General features: G+C 73.3%; 16 protein-coding genes. 8 read left to right on the forward strand and 8 right to left on the reverse strand.

The genetic code is table 11. The annotated features are described in order from the left end of the window. Positions 1 to 44: 44 nt before the first annotated feature. Positions 45 to 1,244: a glycosyltransferase gene (locus R6Y94_RS42125; protein ID WP_318402724.1), complete on the reverse strand. Its 1,200-nt coding sequence runs from the start codon at positions 1,242 to 1,244 to the stop codon at positions 45 to 47. Between the two features lie 397 nt (positions 1,245 to 1,641). On the opposite strand from R6Y94_RS42125, the gene R6Y94_RS42130 reads away from it, so the two are divergent. After that, a complete protein-coding gene (locus R6Y94_RS42130; RefSeq protein WP_318402726.1) occupies positions 1,642 to 2,208 on the forward strand; it encodes a DUF5709 domain-containing protein in 567 nt (188 codons plus the stop codon). A 45-nt stretch (positions 2,209 to 2,253) separates the two neighbouring features. On the opposite strand, the gene R6Y94_RS42135 is transcribed toward R6Y94_RS42130, so the two are convergent. Both R6Y94_RS42135 and macS read right to left on the reverse strand, forming a co-directional pair. Next, positions 2,254 to 2,886, reverse strand: a complete 633-nt coding sequence (locus tag R6Y94_RS42135; protein ID WP_318402803.1) for a response regulator transcription factor — start codon at positions 2,884 to 2,886, stop codon at positions 2,254 to 2,256. 112 nt (positions 2,887 to 2,998) lie between these two features. Next, on the reverse strand, positions 2,999 to 4,183 hold the full coding sequence (gene macS / locus R6Y94_RS42140) for a MacS family sensor histidine kinase (RefSeq protein ID WP_318402728.1): 1,185 nt from the start codon (positions 4,181 to 4,183) through the stop codon (positions 2,999 to 3,001). Positions 4,184 to 4,326: 143 nt separating this feature from the next. Between macS and R6Y94_RS42145 the strand changes: the two genes are divergently transcribed. The 6 genes from R6Y94_RS42145 to R6Y94_RS42170 all read left to right on the forward strand — a co-directional run bounded on the left by R6Y94_RS42145 (position 4,327) and on the right by R6Y94_RS42170 (position 10,490). Then, on the forward strand, positions 4,327 to 4,788 hold the full coding sequence (locus R6Y94_RS42145; protein WP_318402729.1) for an ATP-binding protein: 462 nt from the start codon (positions 4,327 to 4,329) through the stop codon (positions 4,786 to 4,788). Between the two features lie 88 nt (positions 4,789 to 4,876). After that, a complete protein-coding gene (glpK, locus tag R6Y94_RS42150) occupies positions 4,877 to 6,403 on the forward strand; it encodes a glycerol kinase GlpK (RefSeq protein WP_318402730.1) in 1,527 nt (508 codons plus the stop codon). A 32-nt stretch (positions 6,404 to 6,435) separates the two neighbouring features. After that, the gene (locus tag R6Y94_RS42155; protein ID WP_318402732.1) at positions 6,436 to 7,371 is read left to right on the forward strand and encodes a phosphotransferase; all 936 of its coding nucleotides are present in this window, start codon (positions 6,436 to 6,438) and stop codon (positions 7,369 to 7,371) included. A gap of 19 nt (positions 7,372 to 7,390) precedes the next feature. Then, positions 7,391 to 7,822: a WD40 repeat domain-containing protein gene (locus R6Y94_RS42160; RefSeq protein ID WP_318402734.1), complete on the forward strand. Its 432-nt coding sequence runs from the start codon at positions 7,391 to 7,393 to the stop codon at positions 7,820 to 7,822. Positions 7,823 to 8,003: 181 nt separating this feature from the next. Next, positions 8,004 to 9,176, forward strand: a complete 1,173-nt coding sequence (locus tag R6Y94_RS42165; RefSeq protein ID WP_318402736.1) for a glycosyltransferase family 1 protein — start codon at positions 8,004 to 8,006, stop codon at positions 9,174 to 9,176. 132 nt (positions 9,177 to 9,308) lie between these two features. Next, positions 9,309 to 10,490, forward strand: a complete 1,182-nt coding sequence (locus tag R6Y94_RS42170; protein ID WP_318402738.1) for a glycosyltransferase — start codon at positions 9,309 to 9,311, stop codon at positions 10,488 to 10,490. On the opposite strand, the gene R6Y94_RS42175 is transcribed toward R6Y94_RS42170, so the two are convergent. Further along, a complete protein-coding gene (locus tag R6Y94_RS42175; RefSeq protein WP_318402740.1) occupies positions 10,471 to 11,301 on the reverse strand; it encodes a phosphoribosylaminoimidazolesuccinocarboxamide synthase in 831 nt (276 codons plus the stop codon). The genes R6Y94_RS42170 and R6Y94_RS42175 overlap by 20 nt on opposite strands. A 201-nt stretch (positions 11,302 to 11,502) precedes the next feature. Between R6Y94_RS42175 and R6Y94_RS42180 the strand changes: the two genes are divergently transcribed. Continuing rightward, complete coding sequence (locus R6Y94_RS42180; RefSeq protein WP_318402742.1) at positions 11,503 to 12,825, forward strand: ABC transporter substrate-binding protein; 1,323 nt, start codon at positions 11,503 to 11,505, stop codon at positions 12,823 to 12,825. A gap of 125 nt (positions 12,826 to 12,950) precedes the next feature. On the opposite strand, the gene R6Y94_RS42185 is transcribed toward R6Y94_RS42180, so the two are convergent. The 4 genes from R6Y94_RS42185 to sigJ all read right to left on the reverse strand — a co-directional run bounded on the left by R6Y94_RS42185 (position 12,951) and on the right by sigJ (position 16,538). After that, positions 12,951 to 13,202 carry a hypothetical protein gene (locus R6Y94_RS42185; protein ID WP_318402744.1) on the reverse strand — a complete coding sequence of 84 codons (252 nt, stop codon included), beginning with the start codon at positions 13,200 to 13,202 and terminating at the stop codon, positions 12,951 to 12,953. A 189-nt stretch (positions 13,203 to 13,391) separates the two neighbouring features. Next, positions 13,392 to 13,886 (reverse strand): DUF1772 domain-containing protein, encoded by a 495-nt coding sequence (locus R6Y94_RS42190; protein WP_318402746.1) that lies wholly within the window; start codon positions 13,884 to 13,886, stop codon positions 13,392 to 13,394. A gap of 419 nt (positions 13,887 to 14,305) precedes the next feature. Beyond that, on the reverse strand, positions 14,306 to 15,496 hold the full coding sequence (locus R6Y94_RS42195) for an NAD(P)/FAD-dependent oxidoreductase (RefSeq protein ID WP_318402748.1): 1,191 nt from the start codon (positions 15,494 to 15,496) through the stop codon (positions 14,306 to 14,308). 85 nt (positions 15,497 to 15,581) lie between these two features. Next, entirely contained in the window at positions 15,582 to 16,538 is a 957-nt protein-coding gene (sigJ, locus tag R6Y94_RS42200) for an RNA polymerase sigma factor SigJ (RefSeq protein ID WP_318402750.1), read from the reverse strand. Between the last annotated feature and the right edge of the window lie 92 nt (positions 16,539 to 16,630).

The following is a 16,630-nucleotide window of genomic DNA, read 5'->3' on the forward strand; positions in this document are numbered from 1 at the left end:
CCAGCGGCGACGCTCCGGCCCGATCGGCCAGCGGCGACGGTCGGTCAGCTCGGGGCGGGCTGGCGGCGGCGTACCACCCGCTCGTAGAGGCGCTCCAGCGCGCCGGCCGTACGGTCCCAGGTGTAGCTGCACCGCACCCGGTCCACCGCCGCGTGCCCGTACGCGAACCGCTCCGCGTCGGCGGCGAGCAGCCGGCGCAGCGTCACGCCCAGCCCGCGTACGTCGCCGGGCGGGACGAGCCGGCCGGTGACCTCGTCGACCACGGTGTCCACGATGCCGCCCATCGAGTAGCCCACCACCGGCACCCCGCAGGCCATCGCCTCCAGCGGAATGCGGCCGGCGGAGGCGTACCGGGGAGTGCAGGCCACCAGGTCGGCGGAGCGGTACCAGGCGGGCATCTGGTCGTGCGGCACCGCGCCGACCAGCCTGATCTGGTCGGCGACCCCGCTCTGCTCGGCGACCTCCCGCAGCCGGCGGGCCTCGGCGTGGTTGCCCAGCTTGTCAGCGGGCGGCCCGCCGGCGATGACCAGCTCAACGTCCCCGACCAGCCGCAACGCCCGGATCAGGTCCTCCTGCCCGTGTCCCGGCTCCAAGCCGCCGGCGGCCAGGATGCGCGGTCGACGATCCCGGGACACCGCCTCGCCCTCAGGGGCGAACAGTTCGGTGTCCACGCCCGCCGGCACCACCACCACGGAGGCGCGCTGCAAGCCCATCCGGGTCAGCTCGTCGACCTCGTCGGTGCACTGCGCCACCGCCATGTCGACCGCCCGGGTCAGCGCCAGCTCCAGCGGAATCCGCTCGCCCGGCCCGCGGTATGCCTCGCCGAGGTGGCGGAGCTGCTCGACGCCGAGCGAGTGGAAGGTCTGCACGACCGGGATGACGGTGTCCCGGACAGCGCTCGCCGCCGCCAGCCCGCCGATCCAGAAGTGCCCGTGCACCACCTCGGGGGCCCAGTCCCCGGCCCAGCGATCGGTCAGCCAGCGGCCGAGTTCCGGCACGTGCGGCACCAGTTCGCCGGTGGCGGTACGCCGGGACGGACCCACCGGCACCCGTTCCACCTGGTACCCGCCGATCTCGGTGGTCGGCGGCGCGTCAGGGTCGTCGAGCCGCTCGTACACCCGCACGTCGTGGCCCCGTCCGGTCAGCTCGGCGGCCACCCGGGCCACGTGCTGGTGCGTGCCGGCGAACTGGCCACGATGCTCCTGCGGCGGGCCGGCGTGTGCGCAGACGAGGCCAACGCGCATGGGTCACCTCCAGCGACGGCTAGGGCTGGCTAGGGCCGTTCGATCAGAGGCTCCCATTAACCACGGCGGACCGAGCGGAAACCTGGCAAACCGGTCCGCCGACCCCACCGGCCCGGCCCCCCGTCGCCGACGGCCGGCGTCGCGGGAGCCGGTCACCGACCGCGCCGTCGCCGTCCTTCCCGTTTCGCCGCCACCTAATCCGCACCGGGCCGGCCGACCGCGAAGTAGGCGGTTCCCACCGGATCAGCTCCCACCGGACCACGTCGGCAACGGCCGCCGGCCCGCCCGCCCGGGAACGACGCGTGGCGACGGACGGCGCCCGGCGGCAGCGGCCAGCGGGGCGCCCGGTCCACCTTCGCCCGGTTACGGTTACCCCGGGAGCGGGTAGTGATCTGTCATGCGCGATGACGAGTTTCCGACGCCCGTGTCCGACCCGGAGGCGGAGGGCCTGCCCGGCACCGCCGACGACGACTCGACGGCCGGTGACGACGTCGCGACCGGTCGAGAGGCGGACGGCTGGGATCCCGCCGCGCTTCCGACCGACCGGCCGCTGGCGCTGGACCGGTACGGCAACACCGCCGAGGAGCAGGCCGACGGCGAGCCGCTGGACTACAAACTCGCCCAGGAGCAACCCGAACTGCCGGTCGACGATCCGCGGGCCGGCCCGGTCGACCAGGCGATCTCCGGCGAGGCGGACAGTGACGAGGCTGCGGCCGAGGCACAGCTCGACGCGGACGTGATGGACCCCGGTCCCACCTCCGACCCGCACTCTGCGGTCTCGATCTACGATCACGGCAACCTCGGCGACGCGCCGGGCGGCGGTCCGGTCGGCCGGCTGGTGGAACCGGACGAGGGTGCCCGGGGCGACGACGAGACCGACTCCGTCGCCTTCGACCGGGGTGCGGCGGGCGGCGGCGCGAGCGCCGAGGAGTTGGCGATCAACGAGACGCAGCCGCCGCCGTGACCCGGCCTCCCGCGCGGACCTCCGTGCCCGGCCTCCCGCCGGGGATCAGTCGTCCAGCCCCTGCTCGATGGCGTAGCGGGTGAGTTCGACCCGGTTGTGCAGTTGCAGCTTGCCGAGCGTGTTCTGCACGTGGTTCTGCACCGTACGGTGCGACAGACCGAGCCGGTCGGCGATCCGCTTGTAGGACAACCCCTTGGCGACCAGCCGGAGCACCTCGGTCTCCCGGTCGGTCAGCCGGGGCAGGTCGTCGCCGGGGGGTGCCGGCGCGGCGGCGATCCGCCGGTACTCCCCGAGCACCAGGCCGGCCAGCCCTGGTGTGAAGACCGCGTCCCCGGCGGCGGTACGTCGGACCGCGTCCAGGAACTCCGCCGGCCCGGCCGACTTGAGGAGATAACCGGTGGCCCCGGCCTTCACCGCGTCGAGCACGTCCTGCTGTTCGCCGCTGGCCGAGAGCATCAGCACCCGCACCTCGGGCAGCTCGGCCAGCAGGGCCCGGAGCACCTCGACGCCGGAGACGTCCGGCAGTTGCAGGTCGAGTACGACGACGTCGGGCCGGGTGGCCGGGGCGACCCGGACCGCCTGCCTCCCCTCACCGGTGGTGGCGACGACGTGGTAGCCGGCCTCGGTGAGGTCGCGGGCCACCCCTTCCCTCCACATCGGATGGTCGTCGACCACCATCACCCGGACTGCCGGCACGCCCTCGTCGGTCACACCGGGGAGCCTAGACGAGCCCGACCTCTCCGCACCGTCACGAATCCGTCCACCGCCCCGGGGCCGTCCGGCCGTACGGTCACCGGTCCGTGCGCTGCTCCGGGATCGCGGGGCCACGGGGTATCCGCAGCTCGACCTCGGTCCCCTCGCCCGGGGCGGAGCTGATCCGGACGGTCCCGCCGAGGTCGGCGATCCGCCCCTCGATCGACTGGACCACGCCGAGCCGCCCCTGACCGGCCGCCTCGTCGAGCCGCCCTGGCGGGATCCCGGGCCCGTCGTCGCGGACCGAGACGGTGACCGCCGCCCGGTCGTCCTCGACCAGTACCCAGCCCCGCCCGCCGCCGTGCCGGGTCACGTTGTCCAGCGCCGCGCCCACCGCCGCCGCGAGCTCGCCGGCGACCCCGGCGGGCAGCGGCACCGGCGTCGCCGGGGCGGCGATCGAGACCGTGGCCGAGGCGTACCGGCCGAGCAGCGAACGCAGGTCGACCTCCTGCCGGTCCAGCCCGTTCGGTGCCCGGCTCGCGATCAGCGACCGCAGCGCCGCCTCCTGCTCGCCGGCGAGCCGGGCCAGCTCGCCGGCCTCGCCGTCGAGGTGTGCGCCCCGGCGCTGGACCAGGGCCAGCACCTGGAGAACGGAGTCGTGGATCCCCCGGGCCAGCCGCTCCCGCTCCCGGGTCGCCGCCTCCAACTCGACGGCCTGCTGCAACCGCTCCTCCGCGATCACCGCAAGCCGGACGACGTGCCCGACCGCGATCCCGGCGAGCAGCATCAGCGCGGCGCCGGTCAGCGAGGCCTGGGCGAACCGCTCCCGGGCCACCAGGTCGGTACCGCCGATCACCAGTGCCGCCACCACGCCGCGCCGCCGCCCGCCGGAGACCGCCCAGGCGAGTACCGGCCCGGCCAGCCAGGCGACGCTGGGTGGGGGTATCCCGCCGTCGTTCATGACGTCCCGGCCGACCACCAGGGGAGCGGCGACCACCACCGCCAGCACCACGGCCAGGTCGGCCAGGAGCAGCGGCCAGCGCCGCCAGACCGGATCGGCGTACGCGTAGCCGCTGAACACCGTCCAGCCGGTCATCGCCAGCAGCAGCACCGCACCCGACACCGGATGGGTGTAGTCGTTCAGGTTCCGTACCGCCAGCACCGCCACGTACGCCAGGGCGGCGAACCGGTAGACGGCGATGGACCGCCACAGCGGCGCCTGGAGGCTGCCCGGCGGGTCGCGGCGGCGGCCGCCCGGCGCGTCGCTCGACGAGTCCGGCACGAACCGACCATCGCACAGCCTCCCCTGCGGGACGACCCCGCATACCCGGCCGCGCCGACCTCGGCGCCCGGATGCGCAGCTACATACCCTGACGTAGGGTGGGAAAGCCACGAAAGGACTCGACGACCAGCGGTGGGACGGCCATGAGCGACATAGATCCCCTCGCGCCCACCGCCGTCGCGTCCGGCGGATCGCCGCCACTACTCGCCGAGACCTTCGACGGCGACCGGGTGACCGAGATCCGACACGCTGTCGCCGGCTGCGTCGAGGCGGCCGGTCTGGCCGGCCCGCGGTTGGACGACTTCGTGCTCGCCATCAACGAACTGATGACCAACGCCGTACGGCACGGCGGCGGCCGGGGCTGGCTGCGGCTGTGGCGTACCGGAGCGGTTCTGCACTGCCTCGTCTCCGACACCGGGGCCGGCATCGGAGCCGACCGGCTCGACGACCGGCGGCGGCCTGTCCCGGAGATCGCCGGCGGCTGGGGGCTCTGGCTGGCCCGGCAGCTCAGCGACGAGATGCTGGTCCGCAGCGGCCCGGAGGGCACCACCGTGCGGATCAGCGCCAACCTGGGCCCCGCCGGCCCCGCACACCCGACGGCGTGACTGCTCCTCCCTGGCGTGTGGACGCCGGCTCCCCGGATGACGGCGGCCCTGGCTGACGGCGGCTACGGGGCCGGGTACGGTGCAGCGCATGGCCGGTCAGTTCGTCGCCGCGATCGATCAGGGCACCACCTCGTCCCGCTGCATCGTCTTCGACGCCGAGGGCGGCATCGTGTCGATGGCCCAGCGGGAGCACCGGCAGATCTTTCCCCGCCCGGGCTGGGTCGAGCACGACGCCGAGGAGATCTGGGCCGCCGTCTGCCAGGTGGTGCCGGAGGCGCTGGCCGAGGCGGGGATCGGCGCCGACCGGCTCGCCGCGATCGGCATCACCAACCAGCGGGAGACCACGGTGGTGTGGGACCGGGTCACCGGTCGGCCGGTGCATCACGCCATCGTCTGGCAGGACACCCGCACCGGGCCGCTGCTGCGCCGGCTCGACGCCGAGTACGGCGAGCAGCGCTTCCGGGACCGCACCGGGCTGCCGCTGGCCACCTACTTCTCCGGGCCGAAGCTGCGCTGGCTGCTCGACAACGTCGACGGCCTGCGGGACCGGGCCGCCCGCGGCGAGGTGCTCTTCGGCACGATGGACAGTTGGCTGATCTGGAAGCTGACCGGACGGCACGTCACCGACGTGACCAACGCCAGCCGGACGCTGCTGATGGACCTGCGGACCCTCGACTGGGATCCGGAGCTCCTCGACGTGCTCGGCGTACCGGCCGGGATTCTGCCGGAGATCCGCTCGTCGGCCGAGGTCTACGGCACCGCCGACGGCCTCTCCGGCACCGCCGACGGCCTCTCCGGCACCGGGCCGCTGGCCGGGGTGCCGGTGGCCAGCGCACTCGGCGACCAGCAGGCGGCACTGTTCGGGCAGACCTGCTTCCACCCCGGCGAGGCCAAGTGCACGTACGGCACCGGGAGCTTCCTGCTGCTCAACACCGGCGAGAGCCCGGTGACCTCCCGGCACGGGCTACTCAGCACGGTCGGCTACCGGATCGGGGACCAGCCGGCGACGTACGCCCTGGAGGGGGCGATCGCGGTCACCGGATCGCTGGTGCAGTGGCTGCGGGACAACCTCGGGCTGATCTCCAGCGCGCCGGAGATCGAGGAACTGGCCCGGACCGTGCAGGACAACGGCGGCTGCTACGTCGTACCGGCGTTCTCCGGGCTGTTCGCGCCGCACTGGCGCAGCGACGCCCGGGGTGTCATCGCCGGCCTGACCGGTTACGTCACCAAGGGCCACCTCGCCCGGGCCGTGCTGGAGGCGAGCGCCTGGCAGACCCGCGAGGTGGTCGACGCGATGAACGCCGACTCGGACGTGGCGCTGCGCCGGCTCCGGGTCGACGGCGGGATGACCGCCAACAACCTGCTGATGCAGTTCCTCGCCGACGTGCTCGACGTACCGGTGGTCCGCCCGAAGGTCAGCGAGACCACCTGCCTCGGTGCCGCGTACGCCGCCGGCCTGGCGGTCGGCTTCTGGCCGGACCTGGCGACGCTGCGTGACCAGTGGCGCCAGGACGCCGACTGGACGCCGGCGATGGACCCGGCGCACCGGGACCGCGAGCTGCGCAACTGGCGCAAGGCGGTGGCCCGCACCCTGGACTGGGTCGAGGACGAGTGACGGCACGAACGCCCAGCCGCCGTCGACAGACCTTGGACGAGATCCGCACGATCGCCGAGGCGCTGGGCAGCAGGGTGCTGGCCACCCGCCGGCTGGCCGGCGGGTTTTCCCACGAGACCTGCCTGGTCACCCTCGCCGACGGCCAGGTCGTGGTCCGGTTGGGCGGACCGGACCCGGCCGTCGAGGCGGCGGTGATGGCGACGGCCCGCCGGCACGTCCCGGTACCCGAGGTGCTGCTCGTCGTAGCTGCCGCCGGCGGGGAGCCGGCCGGCCGCCCCGCAATGGTGATCGAGTACGTCTCGGGCACCCCGCTGGAGCAGGTGCTCGGCGCCGACGGGTCGACCGGGCCACCGCTGGGCGACCTCGGCACCGAGGTGGGCCGGGTGGTCGCCAACATCGGCGCGGCGACATACGACCGGCCGGGGTTCTTCGCCGACGGGCAGCTCACGGTACGCGGCGAACGGCCGTGGTCGGTGCAGTTGCCCGAGGTCGCGGCGAGTTGCATGGACGCGGTTCAGGCGGATCGGCTCGACCGGGCCACCCGGGATGACTGGATGAAGCTCTGCGCGGCGCACGCCCCGGCACTGGCCCGGGTCGACCCGCACGCCCGGCTGGTGCACGCCGACATCAACCCGAAGAACATCCTGGTCGGCCGGGACGGCGACGCATGGCGGGTGGTGGCCGTACTGGACTGGGAGTTCAGCTACGCCGGCTGCCCGTACGGCGACGCCGCCAACATGCTGCGGTTCGCCGCCGACTATCCGGCGGAGTTCGTCGACGGTTTCCGGGCCGGCTTCGCGCAGCACCAGCCGGCCGACCTGCCGCTCGCCGACGACTGGGCCTACCTGGGCCGGGTGCTGGACATGTTCGCCCTCAGCGACCTGGTGACCCGCCCTTCCGGCAACCCCGTCGCCGATCAGGCCGCAGCCCGGATCCGGCGCTTGGTCACGGACGGGATACCGGGCTGACAGCCCCGACGGCGGTTCGGTGGCCGGGCTGAGCCGGGACAGCACCATCCGGATCTGGCCGGCGACCGGCGGGGCCGCCCGGGTGGTGCTCGCCTCCGCCGGCCAGGGCGCCGCCACCACCCGGCTCGGCTACACACCCGACGGGCGGCACCTGGCGATCCTCGGCGGTGGCGAGGAGCTGACCGGGATCCAGCTCTGGGCGGTCGGTGGGGCCACCGAGCCGGTGACCCTGCGTACCCTCGGCCCCGGGCCACTCGGCTTCGCGTTCGCCCCGGACGGCGAACGGGTGGCCACCGTACACTCCGACGGCTCGGTACGGATCTGGAGCTGCGACATCTGCGGTCCGGTCGAGAAGCTGCTCGACACGGCGGCCGCCCGGGCCGCCCGGCCGTTCACCCCGGACGAGCGGCGGACGTTCCTGCTCGACGGCGACCGTTCCGAGCAGGGCTGAGCAGCCGGGCCCGGCCACCCGGGAGCCCGGAACCCGCGGGATCGAGCCCGAAGCGCAACGTGCGCGCGCCGCTGATCGTTCCGCAGTCCGGCCGACCGGCTCCACGCTTCGTCGCTGACAGTTCGCCGGCAGGTCATGATGCCGTGACCTGGACGGTGGGGACCTGCACGACGGTGAGCGCATGCGGATCGCGATCGTCACGGAGTCCTTTCCGCCGGATGTCAACGGGGTGGCGAACTCGGTCGTACGGGTCGCCGAGCACCTGGTACGGCGCGGTCACCGGCCCCTGGTGATCGCACCGCAGCCGGCGGCCGGCGCCCGGGACGGTGCCGACGCGCTGCCCTACCCGGTGGTACGGCTGCCGTCGGTGCCCATGCCCGGCTACCCGCAGTTCCGCCTCGGCCTGCCCGGGCGGGAGCTGGCGGCGGCGTTGCGCGGGCACGACGCCGAGGTGGTGCACCTGGCCAGCCCGTTCGTGCTCGGCGCCCGGGGCGTCGCGGTGGCCCGCGCGATGGGGCTGCCCTCGGTGGCCGTCTACCAGACCGACGTCGCCGCGTACGCGCGGGCGTACCGGGTACGGCTGACCGAGGCGGCGGCGTGGCGCTGGCTGCGTCGGGTGCACAACGCGGCGAACCGCACCCTGGTCCCGTCCAGCGCCACCGCGAGCGCCCTGGACGAGCACGGCATCCAGCGGATCTGGCTGTGGCAGCGCGGCGTGGACAGCGAGCGGTTCCGGCCGGAACACCGCAGCGCCGCGCTGCGCCGCGCCCTCGCCCCCGGCGGCGAGGTACTGGTCGGCTACGTGGGCCGGCTGGCGGTGGAGAAGCGGGTGGACCTGCTGGCCGGGGCGAGCAGGCTGCCCGGGGTCCGGGTGGTGGTGGTCGGCGACGGGCCGGCCGGGCCGGCGCTGCGCCGCGCACTGCCGCAGGCGCTCTTCGTCGGCCCCCGGCACGGCCGGCAGCTCGCCCGGATCTACGCCAGCCTCGACGTCTTCGCGCACACCGGCCCGTACGAGACGTTCGGCCAGACGGTGCAGGAGGCGATGGCCAGCGGGCTGCCCGTGGTGGCCCCGGCCGCCGGTGGGCCGCTCGACCTGGTGCGGGACGGCCGGACCGGTCACCTGGTCCGGCCGGACGATCCGGACGCGTTCACCGCCGCGATCGCCGGGCTGGTCGCCGACCCGGACCGCCGGACGGAGTACGGCCGGGCAGGGCGGGCCGCGGTGCGCGGGCGTACCTGGGCGGCGATCGGTGACGAGCTGATCGGGCACTACACGGCGGTACTCGCCGAGGCGCCGGCGGTGGGCAGTCCCCGGCCGGGCCGGCTGTTCCGGCTGCGGCAGGCGGCCGCGTGACCGGGCCTCTCCATGGGGAAAGTGACCGGGCCTGTCCATGGGGAAACCGGTGACCTCCGGGCAGGGCGGCGAACAGATCGATCTCTTCGGTGCGGAACTTCGGGCCGCCGACGGACAGAGCAGGGAGACGGCGTGCGGATCGTGCGGCTGGCCAACTTCATCACCGAGAGTTCGGGCGGGCTGCGTACCGCGCTGCGCCAGCTCGGCGCCGGGTACGCCGCCGCCGGGCACGAACCGGTGCTGGTGATGCCCGGCCGACGCGACACCGACGAGCAGACCGAACAGGGCCGGGTGATCACGCTGGCCAGTCCGTCCGTACCCGGGATGGGCGGCTACCGGGTGATCGTCGACCGGGTACGGCTGGCCCGGCTGCTGCGCGAGCTGCGCCCGGGCCGGCTGGAGATCTCCGACCGTACGACGTTGCGCTGGACCGGCGCCTGGGCCCGCCGGCACGGCGTACGCAGCATGATGGTGTCGCACGAGAGCCTCGACGGGCTGCTCCGGCTGCTCCCCGGTGGCCAGCTCCGCCGGGTGGCCGACCGGCTCAACCTGCGTACCGTCGCCGGGCACGACCAGATCGTCTGCACCACCTCGTGGGCGGCGGCGGAGTTCCGGCGGATCGGCGCCGGCAACCTCCGTCAGGTACCGCTCGGCGTCGACCTCGAGCACTTCCGGCCGGACCGGTACGACCCCCGGCTGCGCGCCGGCTACGCCGAGCCGGACGAGCTGCTCCTGTTGCACTGCGGCCGGCTGTCGCCGGAGAAGCGCCCCGAGCGGTCCCTCGCCGCGCTGGCCGGGTTGCGGGACCGGGGCGTACCCGCGGTGCTGGTGGTGGTCGGTGACGGGCCGCGCCGGGAGCGGCTGCGTGCGACCGCCGCCCGGGACGACCTGCCGGTCCGGTTCCTGCGCTACGTCGCCGACCGCGACCTGCTGGCCCGGCTGCTCGCCACCGCCGACGTGGTGCTGGCGCCGGGGCCGGTGGAGACGTTCGGCCTGGCCGCCCTGGAGGCGCTGGCCAGCGGTACCCCGGTGGTGGCGAGCGCGGAGAGCGCGCTGCCGGAGGTGCTCGGCCCGGCCGGGCTGGCCGCGCCGGGCGAGGGACCGGGCTACGCCGACGCCGTACTGGAGCTGGCTGGCCGGCCGGGCCCGGAACGCCGGGCGGCGGCGCGCCGGCAGGCCGAGCGCTTTCCGTGGTCGGCGGCGGTGGCGGGCTTCCTGGCCGCACACGACCTTCCGGTACGCGTCCCGCCGGCCGAGGTGGCGCCGGTACGCGTCCCGCCGGCCGAGGTGCCGGCTACCAGCGGCGGCCGGTGAGCCGCTCGTACACCTCGACGTAGCGGGCCCGGGCGGCCTCGACGACCTCCGGCGGCATCTCGGGGGCCGGTCCGGTCTTGTCCCAGCCGGTGCCGACCGCCCAGTCCCGGACGAACTGCTTGCTCAGGGAGAGCTGGTCGCGGCCGGGCTGGTAGGAGGCGGCCGGCCAGAACCGGGACGAGTCGGAGGTCAGCACCTCGTCGCCGAGCACCATGGTGCCGTCCGGCGCCCAGCCGAGTTCCAGTTTGGTGTCGGCGACCAGGATGCCCCGGTCGGCGGCGAGCTCGGCGCCGCGCCGGTAGACGGCAAGGGTGACCTCGCGGAGCCGCTCGGCGGTCTCGGCGCCGACCTTGGCCACCACGTCGGCGAAGGTGATCGCCTCGTCGTGCTCGCCCTGCGGTGCCTTGGTGGTCGGGGTGAAGATCGGCTCGGGCAGGATCGACGCCTCCACCAGCCCGGGCGGCAGCGGTACGCCGCAGACGGCGCCGGTCTTGTCGTATTCCGTGATGCCGGAACCGGTCAGGTAGCCCCGTGCGATGCACTCGACCGGGATCATCTCCAGCCGGCGGACCCGGATCGCCCGCCCCGCCCACTCGGCCGGCACGTCGGTGGCCGAGATGACGTGGTTGGGCACCAGGTCGGCGAGCTGCTCGAACCACCAGAGCGACAGCGCGGTGAGCAGTTTGCCCTTGTCCGGGATCGGGGTCGGCAGCGCCACGTCGTAGACCGACACCCGGTCGGAGGCGACCAGGATCAGGTCGTCGCCGTCGGCGTAGACGTCCCTGACCTTGCCCGAATGCAGCAGTTCCACGTGCCCAAGTACATCACGGTCGCCGGGCCGGACCCGGTGCGGCCCGAGGTCGGCCGGGTCGCCGGCCCGACCCCGACACCCGGGCCGTTCCGGGCGGCGGTTGGGACGATCCTGCCCGTACGGGCGTTGACACCCGCCGAGGTCGGCTGTGTAAATGATCCGGTTGCCGTCACAGCTGACCCGGTGTCGTCAGGAGTTGTCGTGCCTCTTCCCCTCCCCTCCCCCGTGGTCCAGAGACCGCCGGCCGGCCGACTTGGCCGGCGTCTGGGTGCCGCACTGCTCGTCGTCGTCACCGCGCTCTCCGGTTGCACCGCCGAGAACGCCGCGCCACGGGACGACAAGGTCGAACTCTCCGTCTTCTGGTGGGGCGGCGACCGCCGGGCCGAGCTGACCAAGCAGGCGCTGGCGGTCTACACCGAGCGCTATCCGGACGTCACGTTCAAGTTCACCTACCAGGGCAACGCCGGCTACTTCGACCGGCTCTCCACCGAGGCCGCCGCCGGGAACGCCCCGGACATCTTCCAGATCGACGACAACTACCTCACCGAGTACGCGCAGCGGGAGATTCTGCTGGACCTGACCGACTATGTCCGGGCCGACGTGCTGGACCTGCGGAAGCTGCCCGCCGGTCTCGCCCAGTCCAGCCAGGTGACCGGCCGTACGGTCGCCGCCGCGGCGGCGGAGAACACCCCCGGCCTGATCTACAACAAGAGCCTGCTCGACCGGTACGACCTGCCGGAGCCGCAGATCGGGATGTCCTACCAGGACTATCTGGAGTGGGCTGAGCGGATCACCGAGCGCACCGACGGCGAGGTCTACGGCACCATGGACCCGTCCGCGGACTACAAGGCGCTCTGGGTCTGGCTGCGCTCCCAGGACAAGGAGCTGTACCGGGGTCGGCAGGTGGGCTTCACCGAGAGCGACCTGGCTCGCTGGTTCGAGCTGTGGGCCGATGCGCGGAAGCGCGGGGCGGCCCCGCCGGCACAGGTGATCCAGCCGGCGAACAGCGGTGACGTGACCAAGCAACTGGTGGCCAGCGGCCAGGCGGCGACCTCGTTCGTCTGGTCCAACCAGCTCCCGGAGTTGCAGAAGCTCACCAGGGACCGGCTCAAGGTGGTCAGCTATCCCGGCAAGCCGGCCGCGCAGTGGGCCCGGGCCTCGCTCTACTGGGCCGCCTTCCGGGGTACCCGCCATCCGGAGACCGTCGTGCACGTCATCGACTTCCTGGTCAACGACGCCGTGGCCGGCGAGATCCTCGGCACCGAGCGGGGCCTGAGCGCCAACCTGGACGTACGGCGGACCGTGGAGGCCTCGCTGACCGACGAGAGCATGAAGCAGTCGGTCGCCTTCGAGACCACCATGACGGAGAAGTTCGGACCGGCCCCGGTGCCGCCGCCGAAGGGGCACGCCACGGTCAAGCAACTGCTGATCCAGGCGGCCGAGAACGTCCAGTTCGGCAGGGCTTCCCCGCGTACCGCCGCGGCGTCCTTCGTCAGCCAGGCGAACGCCGCGCTGACCAGCTGAGCCGCCGAAGGGACCCGCCCGCCGTTCTCCCCGCGGCGGAGGGGCCCCTTCCGGACACCGGCGAGGCCCGCCCGGCGAGCGACGAGCAGCCGGTGCGCCGGGCCGGGGTCACCCGACGCGGCTGCTCAGCGCTTCCCTCCCGACCTGCGGTTGCGCATCACGAGGACCAGTACGGCGACGATCACGCCGACCACGATCAGGCAGCAGACCAGCCCCCAGATCCCGAAGCTGCCCCGGGCCCGGCGTCCCCGTGCCGCCTCCACCACCATCTCGCCGGGCCCGCTCGACGCCCAGGCCACAGCCGGTACGAACACTGTCAACGCCGCCGTACCGAGCACTGCGGTCAGGCGGACCCACCAGTTCCGGAAAATCTCCATGGCTACATCCTCGGGGCTACTCGCAAGTCCCGCCGGCAACCCGGCCGATCACCGGACCTGAACCTCGGACGGTGCCGGTGCAGCGAGCCGGGTCGATGCGGTGACCTGCTGTGCGCCGATCGTGCTGAGCTCGCTACCGGCGATCTTCGACGGGGTCCGGCAACCGGCCGGCTCGCCGGGTGGGAGGGGTCAGCGCCGGCGGCCGTACATGACGAGCGCGACGAGCAGGCAGCCGAACGCCGTGGAGCTGAGTACGACGCGGACCAGGTTCCACGCCCGCCACCTCGCCTCGCCGAAGTCCCGGCGTACCTGGGCGAGGTCGGCGATCCGGTCCGGGTCACCGGCCCCCTTGATCGCGTCGTTCAACGGTACGTTCACCGCCAGCGTGATCACGACCACCACCAGGTAGAGCAGGAACGCGACGGCGATCCACGGCAGCCCGCCGTGCCCGTCCGCCCGCAGGTGCAGGGCGGCGGAGACACCGGTGAGGACCAGCGCCCCGAAGAAGCAGGACATGAACCACGGGTTGATGATCGCCCGATCGACGGCCTGGAACGCACCCACGAACGTACGGTCGTCGGTGCGGCCCAGCCCGGGCATGATCGTGTGTGCGTACAGCACGAAGACCCCGGCCACCAGCCCGGTGGTCATCGCGGCGGCTCCCAGCACCAGTCCGGTCAACATTCGCCCGCCTCCTGTCGGTTCCGCCGGCATCCCCGGCAGTGGTCCCGGCACCGCACTCTCCCCGTCCGGTCAGACGTGTGGGAAGAGCAGAACACACCACCCTTTCAACCCACGGTCATCGCCCGGCCAACCGGCTCGACCGGCGTACGAGATGTCCGGCCGGGCCGGCATCGGGTCGGCGCAGGTCGTCATGCTGCCGCTCGGCGTCCCGGAGCAGCTCGGTGTGATCCTCGGTGGTTGACTGGGACGCGAAGCCCGCTCGCTCGACACCACCGACCTCCGGCTGGATCCCATTCCTACCATGGCGGGCACACCGCAGCCCCGGACGAGCTGGCGAGCGGCCCTGGGGACAGAGACGGAACGGCCCTCCAGATGATCTCTGGAGGGCCGGCGAAGACGCCCGATCCGAGCAGGGCGGCTCAGTGGGCAGTTACCGGGAGTGCCTCGGTCTCGACGGGCGTGACATGACGGCGGCGGGTCGGCACCATGACCGTCGGGTGGCCGATGCTCCAGGCCGCGCCCGCGCAGACGAACTCCTTGATCCGGGCAGCCGGCCGGCCCGTGATGGCGGACGGCTTGGCCTGGTCGTCGGGGGTCACGAACTGGATGATGCCGTCGCGGCGGCCGAGGCTGATGCACTGCAGGAAGTAGCCGATCGTCTTCTCCGGAACCTGGCGACCGGTCAGGCGCGCGGCGATGGCGTCGGCGGCCTGCCAGGCCATCGGGATCCCCGAGGCACAGGACATCCGCAGCGGCTTGCCGCCCGCTCCCTGCGCGATCCCGGCGTCGCCGACGGCGTACACGTCGGGGTGCGAGACCGAGCGCATGGTGCCGTCGACGACGATCTGCCCGGTGGCGGCGACCTCCAGGGTGGTGGCGGCGGCGATCGGGTGCGTGCTGAAGCCCGCTGTCCAGACGGTCACCTGGGCCGGGATCCGCCCGGCGGCCCCGGTGAGTACGCCGGTCTCGTCGACGTGCGTGATGTCGGTCTCCTCGTGGACGGTGATGCCGAGCCGGTCGAAAACCGTGCGCAGGTGCCGCCGGGCCTTGTCACTCAGCCAGTCACCGACGCCACCGCGGGCGGCGATCGCGACGTCGAGATCCGGCCTGCTCTCGGCGATCTCGGTGGCCGCCTCGATGCCGGTGAGGCCACCGCCGACCACCAGCACGGTGCCGCCCGCGGCGACGTCGTGCAGCCGCTCGCGCAGCCGCAGGGCACCCTGTTCGCCGGAGACGTGGTAGGCGTGCTCGGCGACTCCGGGAACACCGTGGTCGGCGGCGGTACTGCCGAGGGCGTAAACCAGGGTGTCGTACCCGATCTCGTCGGCGCCGTGCTGGTCGACGATATCGACGGTCTTGCGGTCGACATCGACGGCGGTGACCCGCGCCGGTCGTACCGCGACACCCGTACCCGCGTAGACGTCACGCAACGGCCGGCGCCGCAGGTCCTGCCCGGCCGCGAGCTGGTGCATCCGGATCCGCTCGACGAACTCCGGGTCGGCGTTGATCAGGGTGATCTCGGTGTCGTCGGAGTGCAGCCGCCGGGCGAGACGCCCGGCGGTGTGGGCTCCGGCATATCCGGCCCCGAGGACGACGATGCGGTGCTTCATGTTCCGCCTCCTGTCTGGTGTGGCCTGCTCGCTTCCTGAACCGGACAGCGACGCGATCCCTGACAGGAGTTGCTTGTAACCTGAGTCACCAAGCGTCGAGGAGCGGCTCCCCGCGCTCGGCTACCGCCCACTGGCGAGTGACGCGCTCCAGCTTGTCCGGGTTGGCCTGGACGTGGATGGCAGCCACGCCGTCGGGGGTCACGTCCAGCGACAGGACGCCGACGACCCGGTCGCCGGCCACGGCCAGCAGCGCCGGGCCGCCGTTGACGACGGCGACGTACACGGCGACGCGGCCGCCAAGGACGCTCCGGAAGACGGCCCGCTGGGCATCGGTCGGCGTGAACACGGTCCGTAGGAATCGAGCGATAGCGAGCGCGCCGACAATCGGGGTGGTCCGGGCCGGGGTCCGGCCGCCGCCGTCGGCCACGGTCGTCGCGTCGTCGGTCAGCAGCCTGACCAGCGGCTCGGTGTCGCCGCTGCGGGCGGCGGCGAGAAACTCCTCGGCGATCTTCCCTGCGGCGGCGGCATCGATCTCCATGCGCGTCCGGTCGGTGCCGAGGTGTTGCTTGGCCCGCCGGTAGATCTGCTGGCAGTTCGGCTCGGTGATGTCGAGGATCTGGGCGATCTCGCCGTGCGAGTAGCCGAATGCCTCGCGCAGCACGTACACCGCGCGCTCGTTGGCCGACAGCCGCTCCATCAGGGTGAGCACCGCGATCGAGACCAGCTCACGCTGCTCGGCGGTCTCGGCCGGACCGAGCATCCGATCCCCGGCGAGAACGGGCTCCGGTAGCCACTGCCCGACATACGTCTCGCGCCTGGCCCGCGCCGACGTGAGCTGGTTGAGGCACACGTTGGTGAGTACCTTCGTCAGCCACGCCTCGGGCGTTTCGATGTGTTCCCGGTCGGCCGCCTGCCAACGCAGAAAGGTGTCCTGGACCGCGTCCTCGGCGTCTGCCGCCGAGCCCAGCAGGCGGTAGGCGATCGCCTCCAGGCGGCCCCTGGAGCGCTCGAACAGATCAACCTCACGCGAGCTGAGCGTCATCGCCCAACAGTTAAGCACGCCGGCAAGCCGCGTCAACGCGAACGCGCCTCCTCCGCTGATTCGCAGTGCCTGCCGTCCGCTCCGATCGGGCG

It is taken from the genome of Plantactinospora sp. KLBMP9567 (assembly GCF_033446045.1).
In the GTDB taxonomy this organism is placed as follows: domain Bacteria; phylum Actinomycetota; class Actinomycetes; order Mycobacteriales; family Micromonosporaceae; genus Plantactinospora.

Bases quoted from the DNA above. Each gene is read 5' to 3' on its own strand.
- R6Y94_RS42135 (WP_318402803.1), bottom strand. From the start codon at position 2,886: ATGGTGGTCGACGACCATCCGATGTGGAGGGAAGGGGTGGCCCGCGAC.
- R6Y94_RS42190 (WP_318402746.1), bottom strand. From the start codon at position 13,886: ATGTTGACCGGACTGGTGCTGGGAGCCGCCGCGATGACCACCGGGCTG.
- R6Y94_RS42165 (WP_318402736.1), top strand. From the start codon at position 8,004: ATGCGGATCGCGATCGTCACGGAGTCCTTTCCGCCGGATGTCAACGGG.
- R6Y94_RS42145 (WP_318402729.1), top strand. From the start codon at position 4,327: ATGAGCGACATAGATCCCCTCGCGCCCACCGCCGTCGCGTCCGGCGGA.
- sigJ (WP_318402750.1), bottom strand. From the start codon at position 16,538: ATGACGCTCAGCTCGCGTGAGGTTGATCTGTTCGAGCGCTCCAGGGGC.
- R6Y94_RS42195 (WP_318402748.1), bottom strand. From the start codon at position 15,496: ATGAAGCACCGCATCGTCGTCCTCGGGGCCGGATATGCCGGAGCCCAC.
- R6Y94_RS42130 (WP_318402726.1), top strand. From the start codon at position 1,642: ATGCGCGATGACGAGTTTCCGACGCCCGTGTCCGACCCGGAGGCGGAG.
- glpK (WP_318402730.1), top strand. From the start codon at position 4,877: ATGGCCGGTCAGTTCGTCGCCGCGATCGATCAGGGCACCACCTCGTCC.
- R6Y94_RS42185 (WP_318402744.1), bottom strand. From the start codon at position 13,202: ATGGAGATTTTCCGGAACTGGTGGGTCCGCCTGACCGCAGTGCTCGGT.
- R6Y94_RS42125 (WP_318402724.1), bottom strand. From the start codon at position 1,244: ATGCGCGTTGGCCTCGTCTGCGCACACGCCGGCCCGCCGCAGGAGCAT.